General features: G+C 74.6%; 11 protein-coding genes and 1 pseudogene. 9 read left to right on the top strand and 3 right to left on the bottom strand.

The window, feature by feature from the left end; all coding sequences use genetic code 11:
- Positions 1–192 precede the first annotated feature (192 nt).
- A complete protein-coding gene (locus LG634_RS36945) occupies positions 193–702 on the top strand; it encodes an NfeD C-terminal domain-containing protein (protein WP_226740855.1) in 510 nt (169 codons plus the stop codon).
- 86 nt (positions 703–788) lie between these two features.
- Entirely contained in the window at positions 789–2,312 is a 1,524-nt protein-coding gene (locus LG634_RS36940; protein WP_226740853.1) for a flotillin family protein, read from the top strand.
- A 104-nt stretch (positions 2,313–2,416) separates the two neighbouring features.
- Here LG634_RS36940 and LG634_RS36935 read toward each other — a convergent pair.
- Positions 2,417–2,587, bottom strand: a pseudogene (locus LG634_RS36935) (SulP family inorganic anion transporter); the annotation flags it as partial.
- Between the two features lie 513 nt (positions 2,588–3,100).
- On the opposite strand from LG634_RS36935, the gene LG634_RS36930 reads away from it, so the two are divergent.
- Positions 3,101–4,162 carry an NAD-dependent epimerase/dehydratase family protein gene (locus LG634_RS36930; RefSeq protein WP_226740852.1) on the top strand — a complete coding sequence of 354 codons (1,062 nt, stop codon included), beginning with the start codon at positions 3,101–3,103 and terminating at the stop codon, positions 4,160–4,162.
- 6 nt (positions 4,163–4,168) lie between these two features.
- Here LG634_RS36930 and LG634_RS36925 read toward each other — a convergent pair whose 3' ends face one another.
- Both LG634_RS36925 and LG634_RS36920 read right to left on the bottom strand, forming a co-directional pair.
- A complete protein-coding gene (locus LG634_RS36925; protein ID WP_226740850.1) occupies positions 4,169–5,287 on the bottom strand; it encodes a sensor histidine kinase in 1,119 nt (372 codons plus the stop codon).
- On the bottom strand, positions 5,284–6,006 hold the full coding sequence (locus LG634_RS36920; RefSeq protein WP_226740849.1) for a response regulator transcription factor: 723 nt from the start codon (positions 6,004–6,006) through the stop codon (positions 5,284–5,286). The genes LG634_RS36925 and LG634_RS36920 overlap by 4 nt, the downstream gene beginning before the upstream one ends.
- A gap of 116 nt (positions 6,007–6,122) precedes the next feature.
- Here LG634_RS36920 and LG634_RS36915 point away from each other — a divergent pair, with 116 nt between their 5' ends.
- From LG634_RS36915 to LG634_RS36890, 6 genes are read left to right on the top strand one after another with little or no spacing between them, the layout of a single operon-like run.
- The gene (locus LG634_RS36915) at positions 6,123–6,845 is read left to right on the top strand and encodes a glycosyltransferase family 2 protein (protein ID WP_226740846.1); all 723 of its coding nucleotides are present in this window, start codon (positions 6,123–6,125) and stop codon (positions 6,843–6,845) included.
- Positions 6,842–7,471, top strand: coding sequence for a TIGR04282 family arsenosugar biosynthesis glycosyltransferase (locus LG634_RS36910; protein ID WP_226740844.1), 630 nt, complete (start codon positions 6,842–6,844; stop codon positions 7,469–7,471). Before LG634_RS36915 ends, LG634_RS36910 begins: the two co-directional genes overlap by 4 nt.
- Positions 7,468–8,184: a class I SAM-dependent methyltransferase gene (locus tag LG634_RS36905; protein WP_226740843.1), complete on the top strand. Its 717-nt coding sequence runs from the start codon at positions 7,468–7,470 to the stop codon at positions 8,182–8,184. Before LG634_RS36910 ends, LG634_RS36905 begins: the two co-directional genes overlap by 4 nt.
- Positions 8,181–9,596 (top strand): glycosyltransferase 87 family protein, encoded by a 1,416-nt coding sequence (locus LG634_RS36900; protein WP_226740841.1) that lies wholly within the window; start codon positions 8,181–8,183, stop codon positions 9,594–9,596. The genes LG634_RS36905 and LG634_RS36900 overlap by 4 nt, the downstream gene beginning before the upstream one ends.
- Positions 9,597–9,628: 32 nt before the next feature.
- Complete coding sequence (locus tag LG634_RS36895; RefSeq protein WP_226740839.1) at positions 9,629–10,999, top strand: molybdopterin-dependent oxidoreductase; 1,371 nt, start codon at positions 9,629–9,631, stop codon at positions 10,997–10,999.
- Positions 10,996–11,544 (top strand): hypothetical protein, encoded by a 549-nt coding sequence (locus tag LG634_RS36890; RefSeq protein ID WP_226740838.1) that lies wholly within the window; start codon positions 10,996–10,998, stop codon positions 11,542–11,544. Before LG634_RS36895 ends, LG634_RS36890 begins: the two co-directional genes overlap by 4 nt.
- Positions 11,545–11,723 lie beyond the last annotated feature (179 nt).

Genomic DNA, 11,723 nt, shown 5'->3' with positions numbered 1-11,723 from the left:
ACGGCAGATCCTCGACGCCTTCGCCCGCGACCACGGCCGCCGTTCCGGGCCGTAGTCGACGGCGCAGGTACAGCAGGAGGGCGGCATCAAGAAGGCGTAAAGATTGCCGACGACAGGCAATGTGCGCGTGGCCGCCCGCCTGGCAGTCTGGCGTTGTCCGGCGGGAACGGTGGTCAGGCGGGGGAGGTGCACATGGGCTTGTTTCTGGGTCTCGGCATCGGGGGGATCGTGCTGCTCGCCGTCTCGCTGGTGTTCGACGGGGTGCTCGAAGGAGTCTTCGACGGTGCCCTGGACGGACTGTTCGACGGGTGGCTGTCGCTTCCGGTGATCGCGGGCTTCGTTTCGATGCTCGGCTTCACGGGGGCGATCGTGCTCGGGTCCACCGGACTCGGGCCGGGAGCGGCAGCCGCTGCGGGCGCTGTGGCCGGAGCGGGCGCGGGCTGGGCGACGTACCGCTTCAGCCGCGCCCTGCTCCGGCACGGCGGCGGGAGTGCCCCGCACCAGGCGGAACTCGTCGGTTCGGCGGGCCGGGTGGTCACCGCCATCCCGACCGGCGGTTTCGGCGAGGTACTGCTGTCGCTGGGAGGGCAGCCGGTGAAGTACGCCGCGACCGCCGACGCCCCGCTGGAGCGGGGCTGCGAGGTCTGGGTGACGGCCACGCCCTCCACGACGTCGGTCACCGTCCGCGCCATCGAACGCTGAGCAGCACCGGCGAACCCTTTCGCCTCGCTTTCGTCCTTCGTGTTCACCACTGATCCGCCCCGTTCCGGGAGCCAGGGGGAGCCCTCATGAGTCCAGTCGTCATCGCGGTCGCGGGAGTCGTCGTACTCCTCGTCCTGCTCGCCCTCGTCGTCGTCACCCGGTACAAGGTCGCGGGTCCCAGCGAGGCGTTCATCATCACCGGCCGGCGCGGCAAGCAGGCCACCGACCCGGACACCGGGCAGGTGTTCACCGACAACAGCGGCCAGAAGGTCGTGGTCGGCGGCGGGGTGTTCGTCGTGCCGTTCGTGCAGCAGCGTTACACCCTCGACCTGTCCAGCCGTCACATTCCCGTCGCCGTCCGGGGTGCGGTCACGCTGCGCGGCATCAAGGCCCACCTCGAAGGCGTCGCGATCGTCAAGGTCGGCGGCACCGAGGACGCCATCCGGGCCGCGGCCCAGCGGTTCCTCCAGCAACAGGACGGCATCGTCGGCTTCACCCAGGAAGTGCTCTCCGGCGCGCTGCGCGCGATCGTCGGCCGGATGTCGGTGGAGGACGTCATCCGCGACCGCGCCGCGTTCGCCGGGCAGGTCGCCGAGGAAGCCGAGGCCAGCCTGTCCGGACAGGGCCTGGTGCTGGACGCCTTCCAGATCCAGGACATCAGCACCGAGGGTTCCTACCTGGAGGACCTCGGCCGCCCCGAGGCCGCCCGCGCCAGGCAGGAGGCCGACATCGCCGAGGCCAACGCCCGGCAGGCCGCCGAACAGGCCCGACTGAAGGCCGAGGAGGAGATCGCTCTCGCGCAGCGCACCCTCTACCTGCGGCAGGCCGAGATCAAGGCCGAAACCGACGCGGCAGCCGCCCAGGCGAACGCCGCCGGCCCGCTGGCCGAAGCCGACCGGCAGCAGCAGATCCTCACCGAGCAGGAGAAGGTCGCCGAACGCCAGGCTGCCCTGACCGACCGCCAGCTCGACACCCAGGTCCGCAAGCCCGCCGACGCCCGCCGCTACGAGGCCGAGCAGCAGGCCGAAGCCCAGCGCATCGCCCGCGTGAAGCAGGCCGAGGCCGAGCGGGCGGCCGCGATCGCCGCCGCCGAGGCCGAGGCGGAGCGGGCCCGTCTGACGGGTGAGGGCGAGAAGCAGCGCCGCTCGGCCCTCGCGGAGGCAGAGGCCATCGAGGGCGCCAAGCGCGGCGAGGCCGAGCGCGCCCGCCGCGCCGCCATCGCGGACGCCGTCCGCCTGGAGGGCGACGCCGAGGCCGCCGCCATCGCGGCGCGGGGCACCGCCGAGGCCGAGGCGATGCAGAAGAAGGCCGACGCGTACGAGCGCTACGGTGATGCGGCCATGGTGCAGATGCTGGTCGACGCCCTGCCCCAGGTGGTCGCAAAGGCGGCCGAACCCCTCTCCGCCATCGACAAGATGACCGTCATCTCCACCGACGGCGCGAGCAAGCTCTCGCGCACGGTCGCCGACAACGTCGCCCAGGGCATGGAACTCCTCGGCTCCACCACCGGGGTCGACCTCGCCCAGCTCCTCAAGGGCCTCACGGCACCCAAGCCGGGCCCGGACACCTCCCCGGCCGCGGTCAAGGGCGAGATCGCCATCACGGAATAGCCGGGAACAACGGATGCCGGGTGTGATCCGATCCGCCTGTGTCGCGGACGGAGAAGAGGACCCCGGTCAGACACCAGGGTCCTCTTCTCCGTCCGCGCGCCGTGTCAGTGGCTGCCGGTGAGTTCGCCGGTGAGCTTGCCGTGGAGGTCGGCGCTCGGGGCGTTGAGGCCGGTGATCCCGACCGTCTTGCCGCGCTGGACGTACTTCCATTCGATCGCGTCCAGGACTGCCACGCAGGAGGCGTCCCAGAGGTGCGCGGCGGACAGGTCGGTGATCGGGGACGAGGTGATGGTCCGGGTCGGCCCGACGCCGCGGACGCTGCACTCGCGCGGCCCGGGACCCGGCCGTTCGACTTCACCGGCCGCCCGATGCGCGGCTGGGTCGTCGTCGCGTCCGCCCTTTCCGAGGACGAGGATCTGACCGGCTGGATCGGTCAAGTCCTCGCGTTCGCGGCCGGTCTGCCGACCGAGTGACGCTGCGGGCGGCAGCGGCAGAGGGTCGCAGCCGCCTTCCAGGCTGGGCCGGTCCCCGCTCCGGGCCTGCCAGGCCATGGCGGGCACAGAGGTCCGCCGACTCTGCCCGCACGGCGCTCGGGCGGATGCGGCGATGCGCGCGGGCGAGGTGACCGACTCTCACCCGTCGGCGCCGGAGCACGGCCGGACCCGGCTCGCGCCGGTTCCTCGGCCGGCACCCTCCGGGCAGCTGGTGTCCGGGCAGCTGGTGACGGAAGCCTTACGTCCCGGTGCGGGAACCGCCGGCGCCGGGCCGGGTTCCGTAGCGTGCCCGCCATGCGCGTACTCGTCACAGGAGGAGCCGGGTTCATCGGCTCGCACGTCGTCGCCGCACTGGCGGCCGAGAGGCACGAGCCGGTGGTGCTCGATGCCCTGCTGCCCGCCGCCCATGCCGTCGAACCGGAGCCGCCGGACGCCGAGTTCATCCGCGGCGACGTGCGTGACCCGGGCACGGTCCGGGCCGCCCTGCGCGGTGTGGACGCCGTGTGCCACCAGGCGGCCATGGTCGGCCTCGGGAAGGACTTCGCGGACGCCCCCGCCTACGTGTCCTGCAACGACCTGGGCACGGCGGTGCTGCTCGCCGGCATGGCGGAGGCCGGGGTCCGCACCCTGGTGCAGGCGGGGTCGATGGTGGTGTACGGCGAAGGCCGCTACGTGTGCAGCGGGCACGGAGTCGTGCGTCCCGGGCCCCGGGCGGTCGAGGACCTGCAGGCGGGCCGCTTCGAACCGCGCTGCCCGGTGTGCGCGGCGGAGCTCGTCCCCGGGCTGGTGGGCGAGGACGCCCCGGCGGATCCCCGGAACGTGTACGCGACGACGAAGCTGGCCCAGGAGCACCTGGCCGCCGCCTGGGCCCGGTCCGTCGGAGGCGTCGCCGTGTCGCTGCGCTACCACAACGTGTACGGGCCCGGGATGCCGCGGGACACCCCCTACGCCGGCGTGGCCTCGTTCTTCCGGTCGGCGCTGGCCAGGGGAGAGGCGCCCCGGGTGTTCGAGGACGGGGGCCAGCGCCGGGACTTCGTCCACGTCCGGGACGTGGCCGGAGCGAACGCCGCTGCCCTGGCGGGCCTCGCCGGCCACCCGCCCGGCGGCCACACCGCCTACAACGTGGGGAGCGGAGAACCGCACACCGTCGGCGAGATGGCGGTGGAGCTGGCGGCGGCGCACGGCGGGCCCGCGCCGGTGGTGACGGGGGAGTTCCGGCTGGGCGACGTGCGGCACATCACGGCGGACTCGTCCCGGCTGCGGCGCGACCTGGGCTGGCGCCCGCAGGTGGGCTTCGCCGCGGGCATGGCGGAGTTCGCCCGGGCCGGACAGCGGGCCTCGGCCGGAGCGGTGTAGCGCCGGTCAGACGCCCGCGTCGGCGAGGGGCAGGGTGACCTCGAAGCGGCAGCCGCCCGGTACGTTGCGGACCTCCGCGCGCCCTGCGTGGGCCTCGACGATGCCGCGTACGATCGCCAGCCCGAGCCCCGCGCCGGCCGGCGGTGTGCGGGCCGGGCTGCCGCGCCAGCCGGTGTCGAAGACCCGGGGCAGGTCTTCCTCGGGGATGCCGCCGCAGCCGTCGGTCACGGACAGCACAGCGGTCCCGTCGCGCCGGTCGACGGCCATGGCCACCGTGCCGTCCGCCGGGGTGTGGCGGATGGCGTTGACCAGGAGGTTGGCCAGGACCCGCGTCATCTCCTTGCCGTCGACGTCGACCGGCACGTGGCCGACGTGCGCACCCCGCAGCCGTACCCCGCGTTCTTTGGCGAGCGGGTCGGCGCCGAGGAGCGCGTCGGCCGCCAGGTCGTGCAGGGAGACGCGGTGCGGGGCCAGTTCGAGGGCGCCGGCATGGATGCGGGACAGTTCGAAGAGGTCCCCGACCATGGTGTTGAGACGCTCGACCTCGGTGCGGATCTGCCGGTGGTAGCGGGCGGGGTCGGCGGCGACGCCGTCCTCCAGCGCCTCGGCCATGGCCCGCAGGCCGGCGAGCGGGGTGCGCAGGTCGTGGGAGATCCAGGCGACCAGTTCGCGGCGGGAGGCCTCCAGGGATCGCTCGCGTTCCCGGGAAGCGGTGAGCCTGGCGCTGGTGGCGGCCAGTTCCCGGGCCAGGTCGGTCAGTTCGGCGGTGGCCGGAGCCGACGGCGCGGCGAAGCTGCCGCCGTCGCCGAAGTCCCGGGCCGCCCGCGCGAGGTCCCGGCTGCGGGCCACCACCCAGCGGCCCAGCAGCAATGCGGTGGCCAGGGAGACGGTGGCGGCCATCGCCACCACGAGGGTGACGACGGTCAGGTCGTGGGCTGACAGGAACATCGCCCGGGCCACGGCCAGCGTCCCGGCGAGCATGGCGGTGACGGTCACCGCCGCGACCACGGCCAGGGACACCGTCACCGACCGGTGGCGCAGCAGCCGCAGCGCCACGGCCCCGAGCGCACCGGCGCAGGCCGCGCCGCCGAAGGCGAACAGGGCGATCAGCAGGACGTCCTTCACGCTGCCTCGTCCTCGGCCGGCTCGAAGCGGTAGCCCACGCCCCACACGGTCTGGATGAGTCTGGGCGCGGCCGGGTCGTCCTCGATCTTGGCGCGCAGGCGCCGCACATGGACCGTGACGGTGGACAGGTCCCCGAAGTCCCATCCCCACACGTCCCGCATCAGCTCCTCGCGACTGTGCGCCCGCCGGGGGTGGGCGAGGAAATGCGCGAGCAGGTCGAACTCCCGAAGGGTGAGCGTGAGCGGCAGCCCGTCCCTGGAGGCCCGGCGGGTCTCCGGGTGCAGGCTGAGCCCGGCCGCGCACAGCACGGTCCGGGCCTCTGCCGTCCCGGCCCGGTTCCCCCGGCTGCGCCGCAGCACGGACTCGACCCGCAGGACGAGCTCCCGGGGGCTGAACGGCTTGGTGACGTAGTCGTCGGCTCCCAGTTCCAGGCCCGCGATCCGGTCGTCCTCGTCGCCCCGCGCCGTCAGCATGATCACCGGAACGGGGTGCTCGGCGCGCAGCCGTCGGCACACCTCCAGCCCGTCGATCCCCGGCAGCATCAGGTCGAGGACGACCAGGTCGGGCACTGCCCGGGCCGCCGCATCGAGGGCGGCGGGTCCGTCGGCGGCGTGCTCCACGCTGTGGCCGGCCCGGCGCAGGTAGCCGGTGACGACCTCGGCGACGGTCGGATCGTCGTCGACGACCAGGATCCGGGCGGGCGGTGTCGGAGTGCTCATGGCGGCAAGCCTCCCACCCGGCACCGCCCGGCGTCCGTGCCGGGGCCGGCCCGCACCGCCGACGTCCGTGTTTCGTAAGGAGTCGATGCCCGCCATGCGCGCCTTGAATTCCTACGGTGGCAGTCGTGAGCCAAGACACCGTGGACGTCGTCCTTCCCTGTCTGAACGAAGCCGAGGCCCTGCCGTGGGTCCTCGCCCGCATCCCCGCCGGCTGGCGGGCCCTGGTCGTGGACAACGGATCCACCGACGGATCCGCCGGCATCGCCGCCTCCCTGGGCGCCACCGTCGTACGGGAGCCCCGGCGGGGTTTCGGCGCCGCCTGCCACGCCGGACTGCTGGCAGCCGAGGCCGAGTACGTCTGCTTCTGCGACTGCGACGCCTCCCTCGACCCCGGTCTGCTGAGCGGATTCGTCCGGGCGGTCGCCGCGGGCGAGGCCGACCTCGTGCTCGGCCGTCGCCGCCCCCGGGGCCGGGGAGCCTGGCCTGTGCACGCCCGGGCGGGGAACCTCGCCCTCTCCCGGATGCTGCGCAGCCGTACCGGCCTGCGCTTGCACGACCTCGGCCCGCTGCGGGCGATGCGCCGGCAGGCGCTGCTGGGCCTGGAGCTGACGGACCGGCGATCCGGCTACCCGCTGCAGATGGTCGTCCGGGCGGCCGACGCGGGTTGGCGGGTGCGCGAGCAGGACGTGCCCTACCTGCCGCGCAGCGGCAGGTCCAAGGTCACCGGCACCTGGCGCGGCACCTGGAACGCGGTCCGCGACATGCGCGCGGTGCTCGCCGAGCCCCCGTACGTCCCCGCTGCCCCCGGACGTGCCGAGCGGGCCGGGGGTGCCCGGTGACCACCCTGCTCGTGATCGCCAAAGCGCCCGTGCCCGGGCGGGCCAAAACCCGCCTCACCCCCCCGTTCACGCCGGCGCAGGCCGCAGGCCTGGCCGAAGCCGCGCTCGCCGACACCCTCGCCGCCGTCCTGGCCACCCCGGCCCGGCGGCACGTGCTCGTCCTCGACGGCACCCCGGGACCGTGGCTGCCGCCCGGCATCGAGGTCGTACCGCAGCGCGGCCACGGTCTCGACGAGCGGCTCGTGGCCGCGTTCGCCGACTGCGCAGGCCCCGCGCTGCTGATCGGCATGGACACCCCGCAGGTCACCCCGGAGCTCCTGGCGCCCGCGCTGGCCTTCGACGGATGCGACGCCTGGTTCGGTCCCGCCGACGACGGCGGCTTCTGGGCCCTGGGCCTGGCGGCACCCGACCCGGAACTGCTGATCGGCGTACCCATGTCCGCACCCGAGACCGGAGCGGTGCAGTACGAGCGGCTGCGGGAGGCCGGCCTGCGCACCGGCCTGCTGCCGCTGCTGCGGGACGTGGACACCGCCGCCGACGCCGCCGCGGTGGCCGCCCTGGCACCGGCCGGCCGGTTCGGCACCCTCCACCGGCAGCTCAGCACCCGGACGGCGGCGGCACGATGAGGGCCACCACCTCGCGCCCGCCCGCCACCCAGGACCGGCAATGGCAGGCCGACCCCTACAGCACGGCCCTCCGCACCGGGCAGGGTCCCCTGTTCCTGCGGCGGACGGACGGCTGGCTGCTGCCGCTGGACGTCGAGCGCTGGTGCGCGGAGACCGACGCCGGCGACGACAGCGTGCTCGCCCGCTGCCGCGGCAGCGTCCTCGACATCGGATGCGGTCCCGGCCGCCTCGTCGCGGCACTCGCGGGACGGGGCCACCGCGTCCTCGGCATCGACGTGACCCCGGCCGCCGTGACGCGGACCGTGCGCCGCGGCGGAACGGCCCTGTGCCGCTCCGTCTTCGACCCCCTGCCCGGCGAACGACGCTGGGACACCGCCCTGCTGATCGACGGCAACATCGGCATCGGCGGAGATCCCGCCGCCCTCCTCAAGCGCACCGCGGCCCTGCTCGCCCCCGGCGGCCGACTGGTCGCCGAGGCCGCGCCCGTCGAGGTGGACGAGCGGTGCGAGGTCCGCCTCGACGACGGCCGCGGCACGCTCGGCACCCCCTTCCCCTGGGCCCGGGCCGGCCCCCGGGCCCTGCTGCGCCACGCCGGGGCGGCCGGCTGGTGCACCGTCGGCAGTTGGACGGCGGCCGGCCGGCACTTCACCGAACTCGCCCCCGGCACAGGGCGCGGCTCCGAGGCACCCACCGTCCCGCGGACCGCGCCGTGACCCGGCCCGCCGCCCGTCCCGTACGGGCCACCGCCGCCACCGCCGTCCTCGTCGCCGCCCTGGCCGCGACGCTCGTCCTCACCGTGCGCAAGGACGGCTACTTCGCGGACCCGGCCGGCCTGTCCTGGCTGTACGCCGCCTGCTGGGTCCTGTTCGCGGCGGCGGTGTGGTCCCTGCGCCGGGCACCCGCCCGGCACGCCGCCACCCTCGTCCTCGCCGGCGGCCTCGCCGTCGCCCTGACCGGCCTGGTCGCCCCACCCCGCACCAGCACCGACTCGTACCGCTACGCCTGGGACGGCCGCGTGCAGGCGGCGGGCATCTCCCCCTACGACCACGCCCCCGCCGACACCGCCCTCCTCCCGTACCGCGACACCTGGCTGTTCCCCACCGGCACGGCCTGCGACGAGCCGGACATCTCCGCCGTCTCCGAAGACGTCTGCACCCGGATCAACCGCCCCCGGGTACACACCATCTACCCCCCGGCCGGCGAGCTGTACTTCCTCCTCGTCCACGCCCTCTCACCCGACGGAGCCCGCCACAAGGCCCTCCAGGCGGGCGGCGCCGCACTCGCCGTCGCCACCACCCTGGCACTGCTGCGCATCCTCCGCCGCCGCGGTGACCCCCGCACCGCCGCGTACTGGGCCTGGTGCCCCGCCGTCCCCGTCGAAGCCGTCAACAACGCCCACGCCGACGCCCTCGCCGTCCTGCTCTCCGTCCTCGCCCTGGGCCTGACGGTCCGCCACCGGGCCCGGGGCGGAGCCATCCTCGGCCTGGCCGTCGCGACCAAACTCCTGCCCGCCGTCCTGCTCCCCGGGGCCCTGTCCGGCGTACGCCGCACCCGCGACGCCGCCGCCACCCTGCTCCCCGCCGCCGCCGTCCTCACCGCCCTCTACCTCCCGTACGTCCTGCTCTCCCACTCCTCCGTCCTCGGCTACCTCGCCGGGTACGCCGACGAAGAGGGCTACCAGGACCCCTCCACCGGCAACCGCTACGCCCTGCTGCGCCTGCTGCTCCCCGACTCCTGGTCCGTGCCCGCCGTCCTCGCGGGCATGCTCGCCGTCAGCCTCCACGTGATCCGGCGCGGCGACCCCGAACGCCCGTGGAGCGGCGCCCTCCTGGTCGCGGGGACCGCGTTCCTGCTCACCACTCCCGGCTACTCCTGGTACGCCCTCCTCCTGATCGCCCTGGTGGCGCTCGACGGCCGCTGGGAATGGCTCGGTGTCGCACTCGCGGGGGCGGCCGCCTACCTCACCGGCCGCGCGGTTCCCGGCGCCGGCACGGCCGTCTACGCCGCCGCCGCGCTCGCCGTCATCTGCGGCTGGGCACTGCGCCGTCGAACCCGCGGACGCCCCGGCACCCCGGACCGCACGGCCGGGCCGGACACGCTCTCCCAGGCGGGGAAGACCCGGTGAACCCCTTCATGCGGAATCTGCGGAGGAACCCCATGAACGCGAACAGCGGCAGGTCTGCCGCATCCGCCGACCCGGCGCGTACGGGAACGGAATCCGACGAGCACAACCCGGCGGGCCTCGCCCGGCTGCGGACGGCCCTGGCGGCCGGGTGGGCCGCCGGCCCGCCACGGGGCCCTACACGCCCCGACTTCTGGCGCAGCCCGCTGCGCGGCCCCTGGCTGACCGCAGTGCTCGGGATCGTCCTGCTCTTCGGCATCACGATCGTCTTCGTCACCGGCCTGCTGTCGTACGCCGCGTACGAGCCCGACCTCGCGGCCGTCAACGACCAGACCCCGGGCAAGGGGTGGCTGGGCTTCTACCTCTTCTCCTGGCCGACCTCCCCGTACTGGCTCTACCGGGTCACCCAGGGCGTGCACGTCACGCTCGGCATCGTGCTCGTGCCCGTCCTCCTCGCCAAGCTGTGGTCGGTCATCCCGAAGCTCTTCACCTGGCCCCCGGTGCACTTGGCAGCCCACGCCGTCGAGCGGCTCTCCCTCCTCCTGCTCGTGGGAGGCGCCGGGTTCGAGTTCGCCACCGGCATCCTCAACACCCAACTCCACTACATCTTCCCGGGCTCCTTCTACACGTTGCACTTCTACGGGGCCTGGGTCTTCATCGGAGCCTTCGCGGTCCACGTGGCCTTCCGGCTCCGGCGGGCCGTGGGGGCCCTGCGCGCCGGGCCGCGGCAGCCGGCCCCGGACAGCGAAGAGGCAGCAGGCCTGGTCTCACCCCGCCCGGCCGCTCCCACGATCTCCCGGCGGGGCGCGCTGGGCATGGTCGGACTGGGCTCCCTCGCCCTGCTCCTCGTGACCGCGGGACAGAACTTCGGCGGCTGGTTCCGCCGGACGGCCCTCCTGGCACCGCACGGCAGTGACCCGGGCACCGGACCGAACGGCTTCCAGATCAACAAGACCGCCGCCTCCGTCGGCATCCGCCCCAGCGACACCGGCCCGGCCTGGCGGCTGACAGTGCGCGGCGGCGGCCGCCAGATCGACCTCACCTACGCCCAGCTCCTCGGGCTGCCCCAGAGCGAAGCGCTGCTGCCCATCGCCTGCGTGGAGGGCTGGTCGACCGCCGACCAGCACTGGAGCGGAGTCCGTCTCACCGACCTGGCCGCGCTCGTGGGCCTGGGCGCGCACCCGCCACAGGTCCTGGTCCAGTCCCTCCAGAGGGGCGGCTCGTTCAGCTCGGTCGTCCTGAGCGGCAACCAGGCCCGGGACCCGCGCTCGCTGCTGGCCGTACGGGTCAACGGGGCGGTCCTCTCCCGCGACCACGGCTACCCCGCCCGGGTGATCGTCCCCGGGGCACCGGGTGTCCACAACACCAAGTGGGTCACCCGCCTCACCTTCGGAGCACCCTCGTGAGGCCGCCCGGCACCGGCACCGCCCCGGCCGGCTTCGGGCCCCGCTACGGTGCGTCCCCGCTCCACCTGCTGCTGTCGCTCGTCTCCTTCGCCCTGGCCTGCTACGCGGGCCTGCGCCTGCTGGAAGGAGACACCCTCGGGGTGGCCGTGTGGTTCGTCGGGGCTGCGCTCGTGCACGACCTCGTCCTCCTGCCGCTGTACGTGGCGGCCGACCTGGGCGTCCAGCGGCTCCTCGGACACGGGGCGGGGGAGGGGGAGCGCGCGCCGCGGGTCGGCGTGAACCACCTCCGGGTGCCCGCATTCGTCTCGGGCGTCCTGCTGCTCGTGTACTGGCCGCTGATCCTCGGGCAGGTCGGCCACTACACGAGTAGCACCGCCCTGCCGGCGGACGTGTTCCTGCGCCGGTGGCTACTGATCACTGCCTGCCTGTTCGCCGCTTCGGGAGCCGTCCTCGCCGTCCGCCTGTGGAACGGGGACCGGGGCGCACGCAGAGCCAGGGCGGACCGAGCGCGGCAGGCGGGCCCGCCGCCGGGCGGGGCCGGCTGAGGGGGGCGGGGTCGCTCCGGCACCGCTGTGCTGTGGGCCCCTCCGGGGCGGTTCCGATCTCCGACCACCCGCCCGCCCGGCGGTGTCGAACCGGCGGGCGGGCGGACGTCGTCGACTATCCGAAGGAGACGAGCTTCGTGCGGAACACGTGGTCGGCGACCTTGTCGCCGAGGTCGAGC

The sequence above is a fragment of the Streptomyces bambusae genome (assembly GCF_020532645.1).
Taxonomy (GTDB): Bacteria; Actinomycetota; Actinomycetes; order Streptomycetales; family Streptomycetaceae; genus Streptomyces; species Streptomyces bambusae.
This window is presented reverse-complemented; position numbering and strand designations above follow the sequence as displayed.

Bases quoted from the DNA above. Each gene is read 5' to 3' on its own strand.
- LG634_RS36940 (WP_226740853.1), top strand. From the start codon at position 789: ATGAGTCCAGTCGTCATCGCGGTCGCGGGAGTCGTCGTACTCCTCGTC.
- LG634_RS36895 (WP_226740839.1), top strand. From the start codon at position 9,629: ATGAACGCGAACAGCGGCAGGTCTGCCGCATCCGCCGACCCGGCGCGT.
- LG634_RS36920 (WP_226740849.1), bottom strand. From the start codon at position 6,006: ATGAGCACTCCGACACCGCCCGCCCGGATCCTGGTCGTCGACGACGAT.
- LG634_RS36930 (WP_226740852.1), top strand. From the start codon at position 3,101: ATGCGCGTACTCGTCACAGGAGGAGCCGGGTTCATCGGCTCGCACGTC.
- LG634_RS36905 (WP_226740843.1), top strand. From the start codon at position 7,468: ATGAGGGCCACCACCTCGCGCCCGCCCGCCACCCAGGACCGGCAATGG.
- LG634_RS36945 (WP_226740855.1), top strand. From the start codon at position 193: ATGGGCTTGTTTCTGGGTCTCGGCATCGGGGGGATCGTGCTGCTCGCC.